We start from the raw sequence: 22,183 nt of genomic DNA on the forward strand, positions 1-22,183 counted from the left end.
GTTAGCGACTGGCTGGCCAGGCGAACGAGAGACTATTTTGCTCACGAGCGCTGGTCCGGAGCCGGTGACATGGGCCGCGACGTCGTTGGGTACGTCACGAGCCAACGTCACGAGGGCGAATGGCACAATTTTCAATGCAAGCAGCTTCTCGCTCGTCTCTCAGAGACGGCAGCGTTTGTTGAGCTTGGCAAGATATTCATGCATGCAGCCAACGGAGCGTACACCCTTCCCGGGGCGTATTATTTTGTCTCACCTCGGGGCGTTGTGCGCAATGTGCAGGCGTTCATCGCTCACCCAGAGCGCTTTCGTCAGGCCTTCGTTGATCGTTGGGATACCGTGATTGCACCTCGACTGGTCGATAACGCCACAGTGCCCCTTAGTCAGGAAATCCGGGCCGCGATCGCGGCGTTCGACTTCACGCGGGTCTACTCGTTTGACGCCGTTCGCCTCGTTGAAGATCCGTTTGCCAAGCCTGTTCTCGTACACTGGTTCAATGACGATCCGGGCCCTGCCCCTGTCGGAGTGACGCCTGCCGACTTGCAGAGAGAAGAGGCTGTATATGTTGGGCAACTCGTCGACCTGTATGCGCAACGGTCTGGAGAGACTTTCAGTGGACCCCATGCTGTACTTCAACATGAGGATTGGGGTCCTCATCTCCGCAACCAACGAACTCGTTTCTTCGAGGCAGCAGAATTTGATCGCTACTATCGCGACTCAACCCCTGCCGACTACCTGGTGACATTCAAAGAAGAACTCTATCATGGTGTGGCAGATATCTTTGCCGATAATCACAAGGACGGGCTTGAGCGGGTGACAAAGGTTCTAGCTCAGGCGGCGTCGGTACTTCCCTCGGGCGTGCTCGGCCGTCATGCGAGGGTTCAGGTGAAACAAGGCGCCTGCCATCACTTTGCCAACGAAGGGCGATGGGCATGGAAGCGCTAAAGCTCGATGAGCCGGCATCTCATCCGTTCAATAGCCCTCTCGAGACGGGCATCAGGGCTCTTGTGCTTCTCGAGGCGTTCTACCCACGGCAATGCGACCTAATCGAGATGACCTGGCTTGATCACCTCGTCGTTCATACTGCGGACTTGGACGGTGATGATGTCCCCAAGAGCCTTCATCCAGACTTACCAAATCGAGCTGGCGAATTGCTCGTTCGTCGTCGGCTATTGGAGCGAAGCCTAAGGTTGATGCAACAGATGCATCTGGTCGACGTCTCAGATAGCGAGAAGGGTATCTGCTTTGTAGCCAGCCAAGATGCTCCGAGCTTCTTGGATCTCTTACAGTCAACCTACACTGTGCAGCTCAAGCAGCGAGCAAAATGGATGGCAAATCGCTTCGCGCATATGGGCGGTGCGGAAATCAAGACTCTGATTGAAGCGAAGATTGGTCGTTGGACGGCAGAGTTTCAGGAAGAGAAGTCTAGCGGATCATCTGGGTCACTTTGATGGCTAAGGGTATCACGATCCGCCACTTAGCATTTACTGGGCCCTCTGTGGCGAGCGCAGAATTGTCATTCGAGGATGGGTTAAACATCATTTATGGCGCTTCAAACACAGGCAAGTCGTTTGCAACGAAAACAATTGCATACATGCTTGGAGCAGCATCGAAGCTTCAACGGACCGAGCAGCTAAAGAACTATGATGCTGTTTGGCTAGGTCTGTCATTGCCAAATGGGCGCGACGCGACGCTCTACCGCCCAACGAACGGTGGTAACTTCCGTCTTCATGATGGCCTCGTAACATCTGCACAAGACGGATCGGGGGTGGCTCTGCTTGGTACTAGCGTCGCCAATCGGACCGACACGGTCTCTCATTTTCTGCTCGAGTCACTCGGCTGGGCGGGCAAAGTGATCGTGACAAATTCAAACTACGAAAAAGAGAATCTTTCTATTCGGCATGTCGCGCCGTACGCAATCGTGTCCGAAGAGGACATTATGTCCGAGCACAATCCCGTTCATCATTCCAGGCAACATACCAACCGGACGATGGAGTCAAATCTCTTGCGGTTCTTGCTAACTGGGCAGGACGACTCAGCGGCCGTTACAGTGATCAGTAAGAAGAATCGGACAGTGGCGACAAAGGCCAAGGTAGAATTGGTCGATGAGATGATCGCTCAGTTGGACGAGCAGCTGGGCGACAAAGTGCCCGATCGGGAAGAGTTGGCCGAGCAGCTGAAGCGGCTGACGGCTTCACTTGAAGACCTCCAGAGCAAGCTTGGGAACGCTCAAAGTCTTCTCGACGCACTTGTGTCGGAACGACGGCGCCTGATGGATACCCAGCAAGACGTAGCGGCGCGCGTCGTGGAACTTGAAGTGACCCTTCAGCGCTTTGGCCGACTCAATGACGTCTACACATCCGACATTGGGCGGCTCGAGGCTGTGGCGGAAGGCGGATATGTGCTAATGGCGATAGCCGGACGCGATTGCCCTATCTGCGGGGCTCCGCCCAGCGCTCAACAACATAATCATGCGGCCGAAGAAATAGCGCGATCCTATTTGGCTGCCTCTGCCGAAGTCCGAAAAATTGAGCTGGAGCAGCGTGACCTTAATCAAACTATGACGTCTCTCGAAGCTGAGGCGCGGGGATTAACCGCGAGATCCCGGCGGCTGCTCGAGGAGATAACAAACGTAGAGAGACGCATCGAGGAAGCCCGTCCCCATGAACGCTCCGCAAGAGCAGATTATGAATCTCTTTTCTCGATGAAAACCGACGTGGAGCGCGTCGAGGAATTGCTCGATCAGCGCAGCCGTCTCGTTGTACGTCGCTCACAAATCCAAGAACCGCCTCCAAAAAGCAAGGAGGACAAACTCCCTGTCGGGGTGGACGGGACCATCGCATTCGCACTGGGCGAGATCGTTGCTCAAGTCCTAGAGCAATGGAGATTTCCACAAGCCGCATTCGCTCAGTTCGATAGGGAGAGCAGCGACGTTACGATTGGTGGGAAGGCGCGAGCGGCTAACGGGAAAGGCGTGCGGGCAGTGCTGCACGCGGCGTTCAACGTGGCGCTCCTGATTTTTTGTCAGGACCGAGGCCTAGCCCATCCTGGCTTTTTAGTTCTGGACACGCCTCTTCTCACATATCGGGAGCCGCTTACTAGCAGGCATGGTGACCTTTCTGAGGATGAAACGGCGCTCAAAAACACGCCGCTTGCAGTGCATTTCTATGAACATTTGGCCAGCCTGAAACAGTTGGCACAAATCATTGTGGTTGAGAACTCAGATCCACCGGCCGAGATTTTGTCTCTAGCGCATGTTGAAACATTCACTGGTCGGAGGGGCGTTGATCGATACGGGCTGTTCCCGGCGATATAGGTGGCAAGACTGGGAGAGAGCATCGTCCGATGGCTTGTTTCCGGCACACAGAGCCGATACACAACCGGTCGCCGGCCGACCCCGTTCCACTTTTGAAATTTTTCAAGTGCAACGTGTTTATAGGCCCGCCGTTATCCAGTCGACGTGGCCGGATGTCATGTAAACGACACCCCCTCGCTGCGCGCCAGTCACATGGATATATTGACCAAGCTGCTGCCGATAGGCGGAGCGATCGGCCTCCGTCGGCGCAACGTCACTCTTCCAATCGAAAACGACCAAGCTGCCATCCTCCGTGCGTGCGACGGCATCCGCCCGGCCGACGATGAGTCCGTGGAGGCTTGTCGGAGCTGCTCCGTAGATCGGTACTTCCGGTACCAGCCGGTCTCGAAATGGCAGGAGTTCCGGAAGCGAAAGAGTCCGCAAAGTCGTGCCCGCCATCTCCTCGATGCGCGGAGAGTTGGCGGCCAGCGCCTCCGCGGTCAGTTGCTCGAGTAGGAATGCCGCCCTGGATTTCACGTCATCAACGCGTTCCTCCAATTCGCCAGTCAGCAGTTCCTCCAAAAGCTTGTGCAAAATAGCGCCGCGCGTGCGACCCCCTTCAACGACTGAGGAGGGCGGAAGCGGTTCCTCTTCGGCCAACGATGTCGGAGGCGCGATTGCGATTACATCCGGATCGCCATCACTCGGCCGAATCCACCTAATGGTCGGCGAGGCCTCCCTCACTATCGATTGCTCGGCCGCAAACACTTCCGCGCTTTGCCGATTCTGGATTCCAGGCGGCACGGCGACCGTCGCGCGTGGGAGGCGCGCAATGTTCAGTTCGGGCACCTCGTCCAATTTGAAGTCGAGGAGCCTCGCCCAGGATGCGTCGTTGCTCCAAGTGAAGTCGGGCACGATCAGCAATTCCATTGCTCGTGTGCACGCGACGTAAAGCAGCCGTAGGTTTTCGTTCTGCTTTTCGATGTTCTCAGCTCGCAGAGCGTCTTCCAGGCTTGGCGGGACCACTTGGCCGAGAGCCCAATGCAGGCTCTCGTCTCTCCGCCAATAAACGAAAGTTTCGGCCCGTCGAGGCATGGAAGCGCGGTTGATCGGGATCACGACGGGCCATTCCAAGCCCTTCGCACTGTGCACCGTCACTATTTCGATCGATTGGCCGTCAGCCTCAACCATGCCTTCGGGATGACCGGATTCGTTGGACCATTCTTCATCGATATCGGTTGCGAATTGCGCCAAACCACGCACGCCATAACTCCGGGCTTGCTCGAGAAGGCCGTCGATATTGGCAAGTGATCGTACGGCTTGTTCGGCACTGCGTGCCGTCACGATGGCGCGCGCACGAAGTCGTTCGACGGCTTCAGTCAGAAGAAGCGCTGGGGTCGTGGTATGAACACGACGGCGCAGGTCCCGCAGAACGCTGATCACTTCGCGTGCGATATCATTTTGTAAGTGACTGGGATCGGTTCGGAGCGAAAGCCTGGCAAACTCATCGCCGCCGTCCGGCGAGGGAAGGTTTTGCGTGATGTCCAGCAATTCCTGTTCGGTGAGACCGACCAGTGGCCCACGAAGCAGCGCGCCCAGAGCCAACGTGTCACGCGGGTCGGCGAGCGTGCGCAAGAGGGCGACAAAGTCCTGCGCTTCCTGCCTTCGGAACAGATTCTTGCCCGCTTGCGACGCGAAGGGCAGGTCGGCTTCTTCGAGTGCTCGTTCGTATCGCCAGAGATCGGTTGAAACCGGGGCCAGTAGCGCAATGTCGCCAGGCGCTAAGCGTCGGCTCTCCCCGTTGTTCAGCTTTAACTCGACGTTTCCGATCAGGCGCGCGCAGACCTCGGCGACTACCGACGCTTCCTCATCCCGGGAGCTGTCGACGCGAGTGTCGGGCGGAAGCTGGATGGACACCTTTGCGACGCACGGAAAGCGATGCTGGGCCTCGCTTCGCGTGCCTTGCAGAGCCACATAACCGGCCTCCTGCGCGGAAAGTTTTTCCTCAAAGCAGCGGTTGACGTGATTCAGGATCTGGCCACGCGACCGGAAATTCGAGGTGACGCGAAGGATGCTGTCGGGAAATTGCTCCTCGATTGCTCGTCGCACCGTAAGATAGGTAGCAAGATCCGCTCCGCGGAAACGGTAGATCGCCTGCTTGGGATCCCCGACCAGGAAAAGTTGACCCGGGTTCAGCCGTCGCTTGTACCAGATCTCCGTGCCATCTCCGGAACCGGATAGCAGAAACATGGTCTCCGCCTGCACTGGATCCGTGTCCTGAAATTCATCGACGAGTATGCGAGAAAAGCGTTCGGCTGCTGCCGCGCGGACCTGAGGGTAGGCGCGGAGAACGTCCCGGCAGGTGAACAGCAGGTCGTCGAAATCCAGCACGGCCGCCCGCTTCTTGAAGGCGTCATAGCTGGCCAATACGCCGTCGAGTTCGGCTGAGAAGTTGGAGATGATGGCGGTCGCAATCCGGCCCATCAGCGCGCCATAAGCTTCACGGCAGCGCGCGTAGCGCCCCTCCGCTTGATCGGCGAGGCGGTCGCCCGATTCTTTGCCGGCCACTTTTCGCCACATCGAGCGCCGGCGGTACTCGCGCAAGTCGAACGAACCCTTGCGCATGATCGGCAGCGGAGCCGGATGTGCGAGGGCCCATAGCCCGTCGAAATCGGGCAGGGGATCGAAGCGCCCCTCAAAGTGCGAAGCCAGCGTTTCGAGTGCCGTCAGCTCCGGATCGGCATCGCGTGGTGCGCCGGCATGATCACACCAGCGTCTGAACTCGCGCACGCTCTCCACGAAATCGAGGTCGGCGTTCGGATCGAGATCCGGCTGCAAGGGGCGAGCGGCGCGATAGCGCCTGCGGAAATTCGCGAAATTCCGCAACAGCGCTTCGGCGCCTCTCGGATCTCTCCGTGCGACGGAGGCGATCGGATCATCGGCAGAAACGGGCTCATCGAGACGATCACGCCACCATTGGTCGAAGATGTCATCGAAAGCGAAATCCGCCTGGTCACCATCGAGAATCTCCGCGCCGGGATCGACGCCTGCCTCGACCGAGTAGGTCGCGAGGAGGTCGTGACAGAAGCCGTGAATGGTGGAGCAAACCAGCTCATCCAGCTGTGCGGCAGCTGCGCGCAACGCCGTCTGCTGCTCCGCGTTCGGTCCGTTCGGTAGACAGAGTTGAAGTTCCTCTGGAACGACGCCAGCGATCAGGGAATCCAGATATTGAGCAATCCGCTGGCGCAATTCACCGGCAGCGAGCTCGGTGAACGTGATCGCCGCGATCGACCGGGGACTAGCGCCGCTTGCCAGAAGCATGACAACGCGTCCGGCGAGCAAGGACGTCTTGCCGGTGCCGGCCGCAGCTTCGACGACAAGCGTCGAATCGAGTTCCGTTAGCGCCCTGAAGCGTTCGCCACTGTCACCGATTGGAGTCATGGCGCGCTCCAAAACCGTGAAATGCCCGCGTCGATTTTGCTGTACGCGACACGCTTACGTCGTTCGTATCCGGGCGAGGCCGGCAGCGCCAAGCGCAGGTCGTTCGTGCGCTCGAAGGCAAGCCGACCGGGTACTGCGACGCCTCTCCTGAGCAAACCAGTAGCCTCGTTGATGAATGCACTGATCTGATCGATGGCACCATCGAGGTCCTGGAGCCTCACGGTCGTCGGTTCTCCGGGAAGATAGAGCAGCCTTGCGACGATCTGCGGTTCGCCTTCCAGCAACTCGCGGCAGGCGAGGGCATAGAGAGCGCGCTGCAACTCGGCGCCACCGCTGATGATGATCCGTCCAACGTTCTTTGGTGGCGCACCTGTTTTGTAATCCGTGACACGTACCGCAGAAAGATCGTGTCGCATGTCCAAGCGATCGATCGTGCCGCGCAATCGCACAGTCGTATTCGGAACGACAACAGATCTCATGGGGTCCCAGGGCAATTCCCGTCCGGCAACAAACCCGTCAGGCTGTCCAAACGGCACCTCGGTCCAGCTGCGCGTGCCCGTCTCCGAAATTTCCTTGCGCAATAGTCCCACCAGCGCCAAGGAAGCCGCAAAATCGACGGTGTTGCCCCAGAGCAATTTTGGTGGCACAGGACTTTCGAGGGGCCAAGTTTCGCGCACAACCTGGATCGCAGCCGTGAGAGCGTCTTCTATTTCCCCGTCGGATGCTTTCGCATAACCGGGATCGGGCTCGAGCGTGTCCACTGCGCGGCGCAATAGCTCGTGAACCAGCTTGCCGAAATCCAGCGCAGAAATTGAAAGCGGCTGTTCTCGTTCTTCGGGCGCACCCCAGCCGAGCGCATACTTCCAAACGAAGGCCAGCGGATCCCGCAAGAGGCGGCGCAGCGAAGTTGCCGATTGAACGCGGCCGATCGACGCCACGACGACTGGATGATCTCTACCGAATTGCGCGTCATGCGGCGTAAGGTGTTCGGCGTGCCAATTGCGCCAACAGGACGTCGCCGATTGGATCCTGTCCACGTCCGCCGCTTCGGCGGGACGAGCCATCAATCTATCCGCCGCGCTGAATGCGTGTTCGGGAATGCGGGCACGCGAAAGGGCCGTCTCGGGGCGATCTTGCAAGAGAGGACTTCGGCCTAAGCGGCTGCCCTGGCTGCTCCGGCGGCAGCGCGACAACACAACGCTGCCCGAGGCGCCTTCGAGTATGATCCCGAAGTGCCTGCGGTCGGCTCGGCCAAAGGGATCGACATCGAACTCGTCCGGGGAAAGCACGTGGCTTGGCACGATGGGGTCATCGCCGGCGTTTCTGGGCCAGCTCCTGTTGGTGAGACCAAGTAGCCGGACGTGCGGTCGGGGCGCAGTTGCGAGATCTCGGGCAGCGCACCAGACGATCGAGTCGGCTGCATCGGTCTCCGCCGGAAGACGGACATTTCGCAGCGATAGTTCGAGCGCATCGGGCGGCGCTGAGCGGGTCGCAGCCTCCCAAATCTGAAGCGAGCGCCCGCGCAGGAACAAGCCGGCCGCCTCCCCGGAAGCTGAAGGGCCTCTGGCCAGGGTATCGAGCAGCGGCAGGACGGCGCGTGCTGGATCGAGCGAGCTATCCTTGAGGATCGAGTCGGCAATTGCGCGCTGCCAATCCTGCATGGTGGACAACGCCGCGCCTCGGGGAAGTGCCGCGAGCCAACCATCCGGGAGTTGGTCCAGTCCGAGACCTTGGCCCCGGCTGAGCGAGACGAGTCGTCGGACTCGCTTCTGGCTCAATCCGCGCAACAGCAGATCCGCAAGCGCGGCGCAGCGCTGGCCATCGACAGTTGCAAGCGCCGGAACACCTCGGGCTAAGTGCACCCGCAGGCTCGCGTCGGTGGCCAACGCAAGGAAGGAATCATCCCAAGGAGCGGTGCTCGGTGCGGTGACCGCAATTTCATGGGGTTTCGCGACGCCGGACGCGATCAGGCGCCGTGCCCAGCGCAAGGTCTCGACCACCTCGTGGCGAGGATCGGCGCAAGAGACCACCTTCAGGTCCACCGGATGGGAAGGCGCCGGAATCGTAGTGACGGTTCCGGAAAACCATTCGGTCTCGGCGTGACGGGGAGCGAGCCACTCGACCTCGACGACCTTCTCGAGAGCTTCAATCAAGGGACGCCAGACCGGTTGAATGAAGGAAAGCCTCTCGAGATGCACGGCGCCGACCAGCTTCGTTGCGTGCTGGATACGTTGTAGCGCCGCATCCCTCAGATCTTGCGGGGTCAGCATCGCCTTCGGCAGCAGCCGTTTGACTCTTTCCTCTATCAGCATCAGTTCGCGGATTCGTGTGCTATCACCCATTTTCCGAAGTTCGACGTCGGCATCCCAGAGCTTGCGTAGGGAGCGTGCCAGCGCCCGAGCCGTGCCAGGAAGCTGGCGCACGGGCTCGATGTCGACGAAGCCGCCTTCGTCCAGTGCGAGCCGGATCGCTGGATCCAAAACCTCGGCGGTCACAGGCGTGGTGAAGGCGCCGGCGAGCCTCGCCGCGAGCTGCGGCAAGCCCAGAATCTGAAGCCCGCATTCGTTCGCGCGCGCGGCGGCAGCGCGGCGCATCTGATGGGCTAGTGAGCCCTCCACGATGACGGTTCGTACATCCAACGTGCTCTTCCCGGCCATGTGCTACCTCCAAGCGAGGTGATTCAAGGATTCGGAGACAATGGCAAGCCTTCCAGGCACGGAACATCGGCGGTCGACGGGGCTCCAGGTCTGGCGGCTCGTCGCCAAGGCAAGCCGGCCTGCCGGAGCTCCGAGCGCGCCAGAGCTCCCGGTCGCAAATCCTTGCAGGCCAGACGATGAGTCCTTGGCGACGGAATGGCGCGGTAGCCGTTGCGCCCGAGATGTGTCAGGTTTCGCCGGCAACACCTTCGCCCGGTGTCCCGAGCTGCGAAGGATTCGTGGAGAAGCCGTGGCCAGGTCCGAGTCCTTTGAGAAAGCGCAAAGGCGCGTCAAGGCCACTCTGGGGCGCAACGTTCGCGAGTTGAGGCTCTCTCTCGGCCTTTCCCAGGCTGATCTCGCCGATCGAGCCGAAACCCGTCGGGCCCTCATCAGCGACGTCGAACGAGGCGAGACGAACGCGACGCTCGATTCGGTCGTGCGGATCGCGCTGGTTCTGGGAGTCCATCCGCACGAGCTTCTGAAGCCTCGGCCAAAGTCCGAGTCAGCCGGATAGAACGGGTTACCCGTTCCACGCCATCGAAATCGAGCCAAACGCATCCGAAAATCCGAACTGCCTGTTGACTTCAGGCCCGTACGGTATATCGTACATACGATCTCGATGCACGCTGCATTTTCCGTGGACGAGGTCGCCGAGAGCAAACTCGGGCGTCGCCGAACAACGCCGAATGCATGTGCATAGCATGGCGATCGGGGCGCATTTCAAGCGTTGCTGAAAGATCGACAAAGTCTCTTCATCCAGAAACGTGTTCAGGAGAGGAACATGCGTCCACATCCGTTTCGTAACCGCGCCGCTCTTACTTTCTTCACCAGTTCCAAATGCGAGATGGCGGTTCCCGTCGACGATCCGCTTCTTCTCCATGCGCTTCGGCAAGCCGCTCTCGATCCCAAGGTCCGGAAGATCTACCACTGGGCGGGTCCTGAGATAGAGTGTCCCCGAGTATCATTGGAAGGTGTGGTCCTGGATCGCGTCGACGGTAGCTTCCTCCTTCGGGTACACGAGACCCGACCAGAGCGCACTACGGGCGAGGCGGCCAGCCTCGCTTACGCCCTCAAACGCCATGGCCTTCGCCTTCTGGAGCGCGACGCTTCGGATATCCGAAGAGAGCCGCTGTTCTCCAACTCGGACTTAGTATGGTCGTATGCCCGATACCATGTGTCCATCACGGACAGGCTCAGAATTGCTCTTGCGCTGGAAGACGGCGGCCCGCAGTCGGTCATGGAGTTGGAGGAGCGAGCGCGCCCCACCTGCGACATCCTGGCCGCAATCTGTGCCTTGGCCTGCGATGACCTGCTCTGCATCGACACCCATCGCGAGCCACTGGGCCTGCGGACTGTCGTGTCCAGCAGATAGCGCATGCTTGCGAGGGACGACGGAGCGCCCCGACCCCGACGTAGGTCTCCTTGGTAAGCGGAGGAGTGGGCTTTGCGGCTCTGGATCATGTCGGACCTGCACGTCGAACTGACGCGCGGGTGGGATCTGCCACCAGTAGGAGAGCGCCCGCCGTTCGACGTCATGATCGTCGCAGGCGATTTGGTGACCCGCATGGAACGGGGCGTACGTTGGCTGCTCGAGCGCGTTGCCGATCGTATGGTTCTCTACGTGCCGGGGAATCACGAAATGTTCGGGGCGGACATCGATCGAACCGTCGAGAAGGCCCGCCAGGCTGCGGCCGGGAGCAACATTCGAATCCTTCAGAACGGTTCCGAAACGATAGGCGACTGCCTGTTTGTAGGTGCGACGTTTTGGACGGACTTCGAATTGTTCGGCAACCGCGCCTACGCGATGAACCGGGCGGGCGAAGTCATGAACGACTACCGGCGGATAAGAAAGCGTTGCTATGCCGAACGTCTCCGCCCAATCGATACGGTCGTGCGCCACCGCGAGTCGCGCGAATTCATCGCACGTACGATACGGGCGACGTCGGCGAGGCGGAAGGTGGTGATCACCCATCACGGCTGTGTTCGTCAGGCCGTTCGGCAGGGCATGGAGGACGACATCATTTCCGCTGCATACGTGAGCGACTGCCCCGAACTGCTCGATGGCGTAGACGTCTGGATCTACGGCCACACGCATGAACGCCGGGAATTCCGGCTTTGCGGGAAGCGGACGCTCATCATCAGCAATGCGAAGGGGTATGGACCTTGGATGCCGATCGAAAACAAGTGGGAGAACGCGAGTTTTGACCCAAACTGCGTTATCGAGGTCTGAATAAAGCAGCACGCACTCCCAGAAGAGTCGTCGGAAAATCCGAGAGACTTGGTGAAGGATTCAAATACCACGTCTTGATCAAACGTTGCGCGCTAACTTCTAGTTGAGATTTGAACATGATGTTGGTTGCAGTGTTCACTCAAGGAGGCGCACTTCCGGCGAAGACCGGGGCGCATTGCGAGCCCGCCGGCCACCTAGCACAACGCTGTGTGAGCCGTCGCGACCGTAGGCGCATCGGATTAGGCGCGCCCACCTTTGGTGGGTGCTCAGCCGGCTGTCGAAGCATGGCCAAGGTCTTCTTTCCTGATTCTCAAAGGCTAACGGAGCGTGGCTACAAATCAGTTGCCCACGTGCCTGTAATCTTCGATTCCACCGGGAGATATTGTCGGGAGCACAACCGCTATTTGCGCGAACGCGCGCGCTTGGAGTGGCACCCAGGGGGCGGCGCTGACATCCCTCGCGGCCGAACGCTGAGCAACATAGCTGAGCGGCTGCTGAACTTCATCTTGTGGTGTGAGGCGCGGCGGATGGAGTGGCGTACTGCCAAGTACGACGATGTTCTTTGCTACCAGAACGAGCAGCTCGCCGGCAGATGGTCACGCACCGGGACCAAACTCAGTCCATCGACCGCTAACCAGCGCGCGGACGAGGCGACCAATTTCGTTCGATGGGCGGCGGAGCGAGGCTTGCGCGGGCCGTTTGACGTCAAAACGTTCATGAGATCTGCGAGAACAAAGCTGAAATACGGGCCAAAAGCCGTCCGCATTGGCCGGGCCAAGGAAGATGCAATCTCTCTGGATACAGGTTCCTTTGTTCTTCCAACGCCCGAAGAAATCCGCGAGTGGCTGGCGGCGGTCGGTCGCAAGCGCGGACGTGCTAAGATGCTCGCGTGCAAGTTCATCATGCACACCGGTGCCAGGCGAATGGAAGTCGAAGCGGTAACCGTCGAGCAATGGCCAGAAGCTAAGAACATCTCATATAGGCGGAGCCGCGGCCTCGCGTTCGTACCAATGAGGCTCGTCGCCACAAAAGGGGGCCGGCCTCGCACAATCAAGATCCCGCTTGAGTTCGCGGACGAAGTAAGAAACTGGATCGATTCCAAACGAAGAACCCATGCGTACAGGTATATCAAGCATTACAAGAAAGAGACGAAACGCCTCTTCTTGAGCGATCATCCCGCTGCCCATGGCAGGCCGATCTCAGCACAAACAATCTACCGCTGCTTTTCTGAAGTCGGTCCCCATCCCCGTGGTTGGTCGCCTCACAAGGGCCGCCACACGTTCGCGTGCTTGTGGATTCTGCATGCGCTAAGGCTCGATGCCATGGACCGGGGGGGCCTGAGCGCCATGCCGGCGGACTGGGTCATGAATCGCGGCGAGTTCTGGCTGAAATCGCTACAGCGCCAGTTTGGTCACATGTCGTCCGATACCACGGAGAAGTACCTCCATTGGCTCGTTCATGCGTGCGGCATCGCTGATATGGCTGCCGGCTGGCATCAATTTCTGGACGCCTGATGACCGAAACAAATACCATCGACAGAAATGCCTTCAAAGTATGCTTAACTCCTTCCGGCGAGGACCCGTACGAGGTGGACTTGTCGGAGTTCGCACTAGGTGGCGCGAGGTCGAAGAGATGTGTGGCTTACTCAGGGCGGCCGCTTTTTGCACGACAAATCGCGGCGTTCTTCGAGACCGATAATCCCAGCCAGCACAGCGCAAAGTCGATGAGGGTCGCTCTGCGGCAGCTCTTTAGATACCTTGACTGGCGCAGTCGCAAATACCGTGACGAAGTGGTCGAGAGCTGCGCCGAAGTCAAGGATTCACATGGTCCTGAACTGCTTCGGTGGCTGTCTGGTCGAGTAACGACGTTCACAACGATTAGATTAGTGCTGAACGGGGTGAGAGAGCTCAGCGGACTGCGTCCACTCTTCTGGCCCAGTGCGCGCCGTCCTAGCGGAAGTTACGTCACCGCCCTGGATGAGGAAGCGTGCAAGCTCTTGTTTCGGGCACTAAGACACGAAGCGGACGCCATAAAGAAGATGTTTGCGGAGGGCAATCGACTGGCCTCCGACGGAGAAGATCCTCGAGGTCGCAGGCATGGGTGGAAAGATCCACAGAACCGTGCCTGGATGGTCAGGCACCTGGTCGAGCTTGGCGCATTCGATCAGGACGGTCTTTCCGAGAATCGCGCAACGGGACTTGTGACGCAGCCGGGTCCTGGCTATCTCGCCCCGGGGATGAGGCCACGAGACGTTCGCGGACTTGTAGGCAATCTTCGCTGGTTCGCGCCATCCCGCAGCGACACTGGCGTCTTTCTCTGGATGTTTCTGCTAAAGACCGGCTGGAATCTTTCAACTGCCTGCGGGGTCGACGTTAGAGATCCGGACGGATGGTGCCAGCCTCATCCGCAGGACGAGCGGTTCACGGTGATCCACGCTTTCAAGCGCCGGAGTCGTCGCCATCAGTTCGCGATTTCAATGACGCGCCCCGAATGGCATCCGTATCAAATTCTCGAATTCATGATTCAACGCACCGCGCCGTTGCGCGAACGCGTGCTGAGAGAGCTGGCCGAGGTGTGCGAACGGGAGTCCGCCGATCCGACTCCGCAACTCGCTGCCGAGAAAAAGAGGCTTGACCGTCTATCGCGTACGCCGTGGCTTTTCGCCGGCTGGGGTTCTGCCAAAACGGTATCGGGCTTTACTGCGAATGGCAGAAACCGCGGGCTGCTCAACGTTGCGAGAGCCGCTGCTGGCGGAGCCCAGCTCGCAAGTGACTACTCCGAGCTAAGCTCGATCGTTACTAAGGATGCCCGGCATGCCTGGATGGGGCATGCATATGTGCATTCGCGTTACCATCTGGTGATCACGAAAATTGCCGGCGGTCATGCGTCATTGAGATCGACGCGTCACTACATTCGTTCGCATAGCTACCGAGCGCATAGTGAAGGCGAGATCCGAAAGGTGCAGAATGCGCTGTTTTCCGAGATCGAGTGCGGGCGCGTCGTTGATCCGACGCGGCTCAGGCTACTGGTCGAACGCGGGAAAATTACCAAGGAACAGGGGCGGAGGTTGCGTGACTATCAGCAACGAACTCGGCTCGGGATGGGTTGTCTCGATCCGCGCTCACCGCCCAAGGAGATCGATCCCGATCATCCGGAAGGTGCGGTCTGTCGCGTACAGCGCTGCACAGGCTGCCGACACGGCGTGGTTTTTCCAGAGAGCATGCCCGCGCTCGCGCGCCGATGTGCTGAACTTTTGCAGCTCAAGCGTACGATACCGCTGACAAGCTGGGTCGAATCTTCGCTCTCAGATGAGTACGAATCCATCGAGCAGACGCTTGCTCAGTTTCAAAGCGATTACGTCTCCGCCGAAGTGGCGGCGTGGACCGCAAAGCTAGAATCAGGGGAAATCATCGCTCATGCCACCTATCCAAGCTACTAAACAAAAGGAGCGCGCCTCTTCCCAGCCAACGCTCGCAGACTGGCGCGGAAGAGAGGGGCGCTCAGCGGATAATGTTGACGACCTTGCAAACATTCCATGGAGCCAGCTGCGTCGCACCGAGATTTTTCCAGGCTGTCAACTGGATGCAGATGTATTCGAGGTGCCTGAGATCTGGATGCCACCCGGTACGTCACGTCAGTTTAGCAGCCGTAGTGTCGTGCCAGCGCGGGCCGGCCGTCCCGCCGATCCAGCGCTCGCGGCCAAGCGAGACGAATGCGTGCGGCGTTCCCTTTACGCGCTGTGGCTGCCGCATGTTTCGCAATCTGGTAGCATTCGGCCCCCGAAGCCCAATACCTGGTGGCAGCGAGCTTACTCGTTCCTGAGGCTTGCTGAGTGGCAGTTACGCAACCATCCTTCATCCGACGGTTCAGTATTCGGGAATCTTAAACTCATCGACGTCTTGAACGGGTTCTACCCGGCGAATCGAGGCATCGAACGCTCTTGTAAGATGGCACTTGCGGTATTGGTCGACGCCGGCGGAAGAAATGTCATAGGGGACTATCCCACCTTCTTTCGGGGTACGGGGAACCTGGACGAACTGGCGCAAGGTGAACCTGTTAGAGAAGGAGCCGAGCTTGTAGAACCGGCGACCCCCGCTCCTGAGTCTTCCGTCGAGCCGTTCTCTGACGAATTCGTCACCGAATTCCTGCGACGCGCGCTCTGGATCCAGGAAAATATTGCGGACGACATGCTGGATCACCTGGAACGCGATTTGGAGGTTAGAGGGGAATACAAGCATTGGTCCAGCAGCAGTAAGCGGCGACAGGAGGAGATTGAGAAGTGGCGCGGTCGGGCCACGGTGCGTCGGTTAAAATATAGCTGGCGTCTCGGTAGGGCGTCCGAGCTGTCGGATGCATGGCCTCCGCCCGATGTCCCATCGTTTTACATCGCCTTGGGGATCCTCCAGGGCTGTAATCTTGGAGTAGTGAACGCTTGCATGGGTGCCCGCTCGAGCGAAATACTGGCCGCTGACGACGTGGACTTCGGCCCCGTGGCCGGTCGCTACCAGTCCCGGACGTATAAGCTTGTGGACGAGATCGAAGGGCAGGCGCGCGACTGGCCGCTGCATCCAGCGGCCGAGCGTGCCATCGAAATCCAGCGCAGATTGTCGTTCCTGCTGCGGCCCGAAGGTCAGACCCAGCTCTGGGTAAGGCTACAAGGCAAGAAAGCTTCTCGGCTCAGCAGCGCTACGTCGGTGTTCAGGAGGACCGTCGAGTACCTTGGGCTCTCGGACCTGCTTGGCTCAGGTACTGCGCATATGCACCGGTGGCGACACACCGTAGCCCGTCTGGTGGCACTAAGTGTTGTCGGCGCCCCCAAGGTCCTATTCGATTTGTTCGGACACCAGGACATTGAGATGACGCTCCACTATATGATGTCAGATCCGACTATCGCCGAAGAGGCCGTCCTCGTCGCGAAAGAGATGACCTATGCGTTGGCGAAAAGAGGGATCGCTGACCTGATAGAGGGAGGCGGGTCCGGGCCAGCCGCGGCGTCGCTGCGGCAGCAGCTGCCTCGTGCGATGCGTATGGGCGAAGAAGAATTCGACACCGGACTCCGAGAGACGGCCGAGGTGCTCACGTATGAAGGCAAGACGTGGTCGCTAGTTCGCGAAGGCGTGATCTGTACCAAAGGTTTGGGTGAGTACGGGCCCTGTACGAGGGGCCGCGGTGCTCCCGACCCAGGAGCCTGTCGCTCCTCGTGCGATCACCGCTTCGAACTCTCCATCGGGAAGCAGCAGTGCAAAGAAACACTTGCAGCGCTTATGCGGGAGCGTCAGGCCGCTGACGCGCAAGGACTGAAGATGCTGATCGAGAACCTCGACGGGCAGATCGTGGCTGAACTGAAAAGGTGGGATGAGATACGGGAACACTTTCTGAGAGAAAATTCAGATATCAAGCGAGTATGGGAGAAATCCTTGAAATGAGACGCCCCGTTTTGAGACAAGCCGAAAATAGACACGATGAAAATCGGATCGCAACGCAAGGCCGAATGGCTGCCCGACGTAAGTTCAATAAGAGTCGGAAGCGCATCGAAGACGCTATGGAGATCATCGAGCGAGATGTCGAAAACGGCTTGTACCGCGATAGGCGAAGGATCACGGTTGCCGAGGTGCTGAGCCGCGCCGAAAAGAGCGAGGCGTATTTGCGCAGGGCCGACCAGCCGGGCATAGCCGAGCTTAGGCGGCGCGTGCAGGATTTCGTGGACCGGGCCAACAATCAGATCGGCCAAAGTACCGGTTCCATTCGGCACAACCGAACCGAGCGGGCGCGCGATGCTGAGGCCGAGCTGGAGCAGGTGCGGCAGGCCTATGCCGAAGCCGAGCAGGAATACGCCGATCTCAAGCAGCGATATGCGGCGGCCCTTGAAAAACTGGAAGCCGCCGAAAGGGCGATCGAGGAGCTGCGTGCTGAGTACGGCGCGCGTCCCGAGAGGCCTTCAACCGCCAAGGTTATCGGATTCAAGCCGACTGGCGGGAGCTAAGCCCATCGGTAGCTTCATTGCCGTTGAGCGCCTCCGGGTTCTTGAGGAGTTGCGATCAAAGTACTCAATGCGGTGGCAGTGGCCTCCGCGTTAGTTGCCTTAGCCCCGTGCGCTTTAGCAACCGTTCGGAGTTGCGGGTCCGAACGCTCGAAACCGGCGTTCTGAATTAAAAGGCGCTAGAAAAAAGGACGTTTGTCAACTCCGAACGATCTCTATCGCCGGGAAGAGATCGGGGGGATTTTACAGTTCGGGGTTATGGGTCTAGGTCCCGTGGAGAGAGTGCATCGGGCTGCGAAACCGTTCCGTCGATTCGCCGCAACAATCGGAGATGCCGCCGCGGCGGCATCTCCGATTGTTGCGGCGCGTTACGCCGAGCCACTCGCCGTCCGGAGATCGACGTGTCCGGAACCGCACCCTTCGCCATGTGCCGGTTGAGATCCGGCGAACCGTCGTCCCACCACACGGGGCCCCGCTCGCCGAGCGCCCGTTTCACCTCGTCCACGGCCTTGTGGGCGGCGGCCTCCGCCTCGAGATCGGCGCTCCGTTTGGCGTGTCCGACCGCGCGACGCGCCCTCATCAGGGCGCCGATGAGATCGGTCCGCTCCTTTTCGTCGAGACCGCGGTTCGCCATCCGCCACAGCCTGCCGCGGACGACGAAGTAGCGACCGTCCGGCGTCACCGGATGATTCACGGTCCGTCAGGCCGACTTCCGCTGCGGCCGGGCCGTCGGCTTCTTCGCCGCGGCCTCCTTGGCCGGCTTCTTGCCGGCGATCGGCATCAGCATCTCCTTCTGGCCGGGCGTCGCCTTCTTTGCCTTCTTGGTCGGCTTTTTCGACGGCTCCGGCCTTGCTGCGCCACCGCCACCACCGATGCTCTTGCGCAGCGCGTCCATCAGATCCACGACGTTCTCGCCCTGCGGACGCTCCTTCGCGACGATGGGCTTGCCGGCGCGCTTCTGATTGATCAGGTCGATCAGGGCGGTTTCGTACTGGTCCTCGAACTTGTCCGGATCGAAGTGCCCCGCCTTCTGGTTCACGATGTGCCTGGCGAGCTCGAGCATGTCCTTCGTGACTTTCACGTCCTGGATGTCGTCGAAATATTCGGCCGCATCGCGGACTTCGTAGGGATACCGCAGCAGCGTCCCCATCAGGCCCTTGTCGAAGGGCTCGAGCGCGATGATGTGCTCGCGGTTGGTCAGCACGACACGCCCGATCGCGATCTTGTTCATCTCCCGGATGGTCTCGCGGATGACGGCGAAGGCGTCGTGTCCCACCTTGCCGTCAGGACGCAGATAGTAGGGGCGGATCAGGTAGCGCGGATCGATCTCGCTGCGGTCGACGAATTCGTCGATTTCGATGGTCCTGGTCGATTCCAGCGCCACGTTCTCGAGTTCGTCCTTGGTCACCTCGATGAACGTGTCGGTGTCAACCTTGTAGCCCTTGACAATGTCCTCGTTGGCGACTTCCTCGCCGGTGTCGGCGTCGACCTTGGCGTATTTGATGCGATGGCCGGTCTTACGATTGAGCTGATTGAACGAGACCTTTTCGGATTCCGACGTGGCCGGATACAGCGCGACAGGACAGTTGACGAGCGAAAGACGCAGGAAGCCTTTCCAGTTAGCGCGGGGGGCCATGGTACGCGATACTCCGAAGCGAGGGCGGTTCGGACTCAAGACGAACAGGGGACCTTGGTTCCGACACCTTGGGGCCGGTCCAAGGATCATTTTTTGGGCCTTCGACCATCGGCGGACTCGACTCATTCGTTCTTGGTATGTTCTACTCTTGGAATGACCGATCGCCCCGGAAGCTGGCGCATGCCGACCCCGAAGCAGATGGACAAGCTGGCTGCTACGGTCGGCAGGGAGCCCCGTAGGACACCCACGCCGGGCCCGGGCGAACCCATGCAGGACAGCCTCAGAATATGCCGGGGAATTTCGGACAGCCGCAGCGACCGGACGCATGAACCCGGCGGCACGGGGCTGGCGCCGGCGAGCGGGTCCCTGAGGACGGATTCCCAGTATTCGGGAGGAACTCGGCAAGGCGCGGGTGATGACCAACATCCTCGCCGCGCAGTCCGTGGAGACCCGCAAGGGCGAGTCCCTGATCCGGACCGCCGACAAGCAGCTTTGCGAAAGCTGGAACGAGCGGATGTGGGCTGACGGCGAGCCGATCGACCCGTCGCCGTCGGTCGACCAGGCGATCAACGGCGGATATCCTTGGCTCCAGATCGAATGCTCTCGCTGCAAGATGCGCCGGGATGTCGATCTGGCCGCGCTACGCCATCCCACCACCACGGCGGTCCACGATCTAGCGAACCGCCTCCGCTGCAGCGAAGGCCGGGCGCCGGCCGTCCGCAACGCTTCTGCAACTGGCGCAGCGCTCGCGCTTGGCCGCTCCGGAGACCTGACGATGTGCAACCTCTATTCGATCACCACCAACCAGGCCGCCATCATCGCCCTGTTCCGCGTCGTCAACCGCTACGTCGGCAACCTGGCTCCCATGCCGGGCGTGTTTCCCGACTACAAGGCGCCAATCGTCCGCAACGGGGCCGAGGGCCGCGAACTCGCGACCGCGCGGTGGGGCATGCCGTCGTCGGCGCACGCGCTGATGGACGCGACCAAGAAGCGCGCCGCAAAGCTCGAGGCCAAGGGCAAGCCCGTCGACTTCAAGGAATTGCTCAGGATGGAGCCGGACAGCGGCACGACCAACATCCGCAACATGAAGTCGAAGCACTGGACGCGGTGGCTGGGTCCGGAGAACCGCTGCGTGGTGCCGTTCAACTCGTTCAGCGAATTCAACAAGACCGAGGGTGGCGACATCTGGTTCGCGCTGGACGAAAGCCGTCCTCTCGCCTGCTTCGCCGGGATCTGGACTAACTGGACGTCGGTGCGGAAGGTCAAGGAAGGCGAGACTACCAACGACCTCTACGCGTTCCTCACGACGGAGCCGAACGCCGAGGTCGGCGCCATCCACCCAAAGGCGATGCCGGTGATCTTGACGACACTTGATGAAGTAGAGACCTGGATGACGGCCACCCCGTACGAGGCTCTTAAGCTGCAGCGCCCCCTGCCGGACGGTTCGCTGCGGACCGTCGCCCGCGGCGTCAAGGAAGACCCAATCAGATCGCCGACGTGACGTTCGGAGAGGACGGCCGGCAAGATGGGCCGTGGTCTGCATCGAGTGCGAAAGCGGAAATCGACCTTGGCCATTCGACTCCTATTTTGACCCAGCCAGCGTCTTAGGGGAGATGCTGCTTGTAATCTTCGATGTCGGGTTTTCCGCTGTTTAGCGACCATGGACCGCGCGCCTCGACTGAGGTCACTCCATTACGCCGGGAGGCCACGAGCCTCAAACGGAACTGGAACAATGTCCGAGCGAGCTGATTGGAAATTTTTGCTGGGATAGACAAGAAAGTATTCTTGGAGAAGCGTGTTTATCAGGGAAGGAAATCAAATGAACAACGAGCGAAAATCATCAAAAGCGGGGGAACGGGCCGCTGAAGGCTTGCGCGAGGCAGCTGCTAAGGACGAAGCGAAAACCGAGAGCAAGTCGGGGCACGATCTGGCTAAAGGCGCTGATCGCTTCGAAGAACGCTCTAAAAGCTCCGATGGAAGGAGCGCACAAGAAAAACAGAAAGGGTGAACAAACTATACAGCAGATCCGGCACCGCGTTTCCGTGCAGCTCGCGGCTGCAGGCCTTATGCCTCAGGCCCTGACAGTGGCATTGGCGCGTTCTGATGCCATGGGCCAGGGCGGTAACGGCGGCAAGCCAAGGACCTCGCGCACTGGGCCAAACGAACGTCTATGAGCAGGGCACGCACCCAGCTGAGCTAAGGCATTGTAGTGAGCGCGAACAGGATAACCCTTGTGATCGGCGAAGCCGTAACCGGGATGACGCGTGTCGAGCGTTCGCATCAGCGCATCGCGCGAGACCTTCGCTAGAATGGAAGCAGCCGCGATGCTGGCGGATTTCGCGTCACCCTTGATAATCGCCTGCTGCGGGATCGCTATCTCTTTCAAAAGTTTCGCGTCGATCAGGAGATGCTGCGGGACTACTCCCAGGCCTTCAACAGCCCGTCGCATTGCGAGAATGCCCGCCCAGTAGATGTTGATGGTGTCGATCTCCTCGACTTCGACAAACGCGACAGACCATGAAGCCGCCTTTTCTTTGATTTCCTTCGCAAGGGCCTCACGCGAATTCGCATCCAGCTTTTTCGAGTCGTCGATACCGGCGATGCGTGTGCCGGGCTTCAGGATAACCGCGGCGGCGGCGACGGGCCCCGCAAGCGGGCTCATTCCGGCCTCGTCGACGCCCGCAACGGCATCGTGCCCCTCATCCCACAGAAGCGTCTCAAAGCGCAGCATCCTGCGAAGCCGCTGCCCTTCAGACCGGTTCTCAAAGCGGCGCTTTTCAATCGAAGCAAGGATGGCGCGCGCTCCTGCGCGGGTGTCGGCGCGCAGGATTTCTTCGAGGCTCGCCTCCAGCGGCCTACCCTCAATAACATAGCGCTGACGTAGTTCATCCAGGGAGTAACGGGTCAC

At 59.9% G+C, this 22,183-nt stretch carries 16 protein-coding genes and 2 pseudogenes; 13 read left to right on the top strand and 5 right to left on the bottom strand.

The window, feature by feature from the left end; genetic code table 11:
• The first annotated feature begins 69 nt into the window (after positions 1 to 69).
• The 3 genes from ACPPVP_RS07540 (at position 70) to ACPPVP_RS07550 (ending at position 3,313) form a co-directional block, all read left to right on the top strand.
• Positions 70 to 942: an ABC-three component system protein gene (locus ACPPVP_RS07540; protein ID WP_426532761.1), complete on the top strand. Its 873-nt coding sequence runs from the start codon at positions 70 to 72 to the stop codon at positions 940 to 942.
• The gene (locus tag ACPPVP_RS07545) at positions 930 to 1,448 is read left to right on the top strand and encodes an ABC-three component system middle component 2 (protein WP_426532763.1); all 519 of its coding nucleotides are present in this window, start codon (positions 930 to 932) and stop codon (positions 1,446 to 1,448) included. Before ACPPVP_RS07540 ends, ACPPVP_RS07545 begins: the two co-directional genes overlap by 13 nt.
• Positions 1,449 to 1,510: 62 nt before the next feature.
• Entirely contained in the window at positions 1,511 to 3,313 is a 1,803-nt protein-coding gene (locus ACPPVP_RS07550) for a hypothetical protein (RefSeq protein WP_426532765.1), read from the top strand.
• Positions 3,314 to 3,430: 117 nt separating this feature from the next.
• On the opposite strand, the gene ACPPVP_RS07555 is transcribed toward ACPPVP_RS07550, so the two are convergent.
• A complete protein-coding gene (locus ACPPVP_RS07555; protein ID WP_426532767.1) occupies positions 3,431 to 6,733 on the bottom strand; it encodes a UvrD-helicase domain-containing protein in 3,303 nt (1,100 codons plus the stop codon).
• Positions 6,730 to 9,390 carry a PD-(D/E)XK nuclease family protein gene (locus ACPPVP_RS07560; protein ID WP_426532769.1) on the bottom strand — a complete coding sequence of 887 codons (2,661 nt, stop codon included), beginning with the start codon at positions 9,388 to 9,390 and terminating at the stop codon, positions 6,730 to 6,732. The genes ACPPVP_RS07555 and ACPPVP_RS07560 overlap by 4 nt, the downstream gene beginning before the upstream one ends.
• A gap of 40 nt (positions 9,391 to 9,430) precedes the next feature.
• On the opposite strand from ACPPVP_RS07560, the gene ACPPVP_RS07565 reads away from it, so the two are divergent.
• From ACPPVP_RS07565 to ACPPVP_RS07595, 7 genes are all read left to right on the top strand, one after another.
• Complete coding sequence (locus ACPPVP_RS07565) at positions 9,431 to 9,943, top strand: helix-turn-helix domain-containing protein (protein WP_426532771.1); 513 nt, start codon at positions 9,431 to 9,433, stop codon at positions 9,941 to 9,943.
• 267 nt (positions 9,944 to 10,210) lie between these two features.
• Positions 10,211 to 10,801 (top strand): hypothetical protein, encoded by a 591-nt coding sequence (locus ACPPVP_RS07570; RefSeq protein WP_426532773.1) that lies wholly within the window; start codon positions 10,211 to 10,213, stop codon positions 10,799 to 10,801.
• Between the two features lie 72 nt (positions 10,802 to 10,873).
• A complete protein-coding gene (locus ACPPVP_RS07575; protein ID WP_426532775.1) occupies positions 10,874 to 11,659 on the top strand; it encodes a metallophosphoesterase in 786 nt (261 codons plus the stop codon).
• 284 nt (positions 11,660 to 11,943) lie between these two features.
• Positions 11,944 to 13,173, top strand: coding sequence for a tyrosine-type recombinase/integrase (locus ACPPVP_RS07580; RefSeq protein ID WP_426532777.1), 1,230 nt, complete (start codon positions 11,944 to 11,946; stop codon positions 13,171 to 13,173).
• Positions 13,173 to 15,098: a hypothetical protein gene (locus tag ACPPVP_RS07585; protein WP_426532779.1), complete on the top strand. Its 1,926-nt coding sequence runs from the start codon at positions 13,173 to 13,175 to the stop codon at positions 15,096 to 15,098. The genes ACPPVP_RS07580 and ACPPVP_RS07585 overlap by 1 nt, the downstream gene beginning before the upstream one ends.
• On the top strand, positions 15,076 to 17,085 hold the full coding sequence (locus ACPPVP_RS07590; RefSeq protein WP_426532781.1) for an integrase: 2,010 nt from the start codon (positions 15,076 to 15,078) through the stop codon (positions 17,083 to 17,085). The genes ACPPVP_RS07585 and ACPPVP_RS07590 overlap by 23 nt, the downstream gene beginning before the upstream one ends.
• A 116-nt stretch (positions 17,086 to 17,201) precedes the next feature.
• On the top strand, positions 17,202 to 17,642 hold the full coding sequence (locus ACPPVP_RS07595) for a hypothetical protein (protein WP_426532783.1): 441 nt from the start codon (positions 17,202 to 17,204) through the stop codon (positions 17,640 to 17,642).
• Between the two features lie 415 nt (positions 17,643 to 18,057).
• On the opposite strand, the pseudogene ACPPVP_RS07600 reads toward ACPPVP_RS07595, so the two are convergent.
• Positions 18,058 to 18,273: pseudogene (locus ACPPVP_RS07600) on the bottom strand (hypothetical protein); the annotation flags it as partial.
• Positions 18,274 to 18,339: 66 nt separating this feature from the next.
• Positions 18,340 to 19,275, bottom strand: coding sequence for a Ku protein (locus tag ACPPVP_RS07605; RefSeq protein ID WP_426532785.1), 936 nt, complete (start codon positions 19,273 to 19,275; stop codon positions 18,340 to 18,342).
• Positions 19,276 to 19,651: 376 nt separating this feature from the next.
• Between ACPPVP_RS07605 and ACPPVP_RS07610 the strand changes: the two are divergent.
• The 3 genes and pseudogenes from ACPPVP_RS07610 to ACPPVP_RS07620 all read left to right on the top strand — a co-directional run bounded on the left by ACPPVP_RS07610 (position 19,652) and on the right by ACPPVP_RS07620 (position 21,283).
• Positions 19,652 to 20,048: pseudogene (locus ACPPVP_RS07610) on the top strand (hypothetical protein).
• A 2-nt stretch (positions 20,049 to 20,050) separates the two neighbouring features.
• Positions 20,051 to 20,776: an SOS response-associated peptidase gene (locus ACPPVP_RS07615; RefSeq protein WP_426532787.1), complete on the top strand. Its 726-nt coding sequence runs from the start codon at positions 20,051 to 20,053 to the stop codon at positions 20,774 to 20,776.
• A gap of 318 nt (positions 20,777 to 21,094) precedes the next feature.
• A complete protein-coding gene (locus ACPPVP_RS07620) occupies positions 21,095 to 21,283 on the top strand; it encodes a hypothetical protein (protein ID WP_426532789.1) in 189 nt (62 codons plus the stop codon).
• A gap of 63 nt (positions 21,284 to 21,346) precedes the next feature.
• On the opposite strand, the gene ACPPVP_RS07625 is transcribed toward ACPPVP_RS07620, so the two are convergent.
• Positions 21,347 to 22,183, bottom strand: coding sequence for a ribonuclease HII (locus ACPPVP_RS07625; RefSeq protein WP_426537715.1), 837 nt, complete (start codon positions 22,181 to 22,183; stop codon positions 21,347 to 21,349).

The sequence above is a fragment of the Bradyrhizobium sp. McL0615 genome, assembly GCF_049993905.1.
Lineage (GTDB): Bacteria > Pseudomonadota > Alphaproteobacteria > Rhizobiales > Xanthobacteraceae > Bradyrhizobium.

Excerpts from the sequence above, each read along its gene's own strand:
- ACPPVP_RS07585 (WP_426532779.1), top strand. The coding sequence starts at position 13,173 with ATGACCGAAACAAATACCATCGACAGAAATGCCTTCAAAGTATGCTTA.
- ACPPVP_RS07590 (WP_426532781.1), top strand. The coding sequence starts at position 15,076 with ATGCCACCTATCCAAGCTACTAAACAAAAGGAGCGCGCCTCTTCCCAG.
- ACPPVP_RS07580 (WP_426532777.1), top strand. The coding sequence starts at position 11,944 with ATGGCCAAGGTCTTCTTTCCTGATTCTCAAAGGCTAACGGAGCGTGGC.
- ACPPVP_RS07565 (WP_426532771.1), top strand. The coding sequence starts at position 9,431 with ATGGCAAGCCTTCCAGGCACGGAACATCGGCGGTCGACGGGGCTCCAG.
- ACPPVP_RS07570 (WP_426532773.1), top strand. The coding sequence starts at position 10,211 with ATGCGTCCACATCCGTTTCGTAACCGCGCCGCTCTTACTTTCTTCACC.
- ACPPVP_RS07560 (WP_426532769.1), bottom strand. The coding sequence starts at position 9,390 with ATGGCCGGGAAGAGCACGTTGGATGTACGAACCGTCATCGTGGAGGGC.
- ACPPVP_RS07595 (WP_426532783.1), top strand. The coding sequence starts at position 17,202 with ATGGAGATCATCGAGCGAGATGTCGAAAACGGCTTGTACCGCGATAGG.
- ACPPVP_RS07545 (WP_426532763.1), top strand. The coding sequence starts at position 930 with ATGGAAGCGCTAAAGCTCGATGAGCCGGCATCTCATCCGTTCAATAGC.
- ACPPVP_RS07620 (WP_426532789.1), top strand. The coding sequence starts at position 21,095 with ATGAACAACGAGCGAAAATCATCAAAAGCGGGGGAACGGGCCGCTGAA.
- ACPPVP_RS07605 (WP_426532785.1), bottom strand. The coding sequence starts at position 19,275 with ATGGCCCCCCGCGCTAACTGGAAAGGCTTCCTGCGTCTTTCGCTCGTC.
- ACPPVP_RS07615 (WP_426532787.1), top strand. The coding sequence starts at position 20,051 with ATGTGCAACCTCTATTCGATCACCACCAACCAGGCCGCCATCATCGCC.
- ACPPVP_RS07540 (WP_426532761.1), top strand. The coding sequence starts at position 70 with ATGGGCCGCGACGTCGTTGGGTACGTCACGAGCCAACGTCACGAGGGC.
- ACPPVP_RS07555 (WP_426532767.1), bottom strand. The coding sequence starts at position 6,733 with ATGACTCCAATCGGTGACAGTGGCGAACGCTTCAGGGCGCTAACGGAA.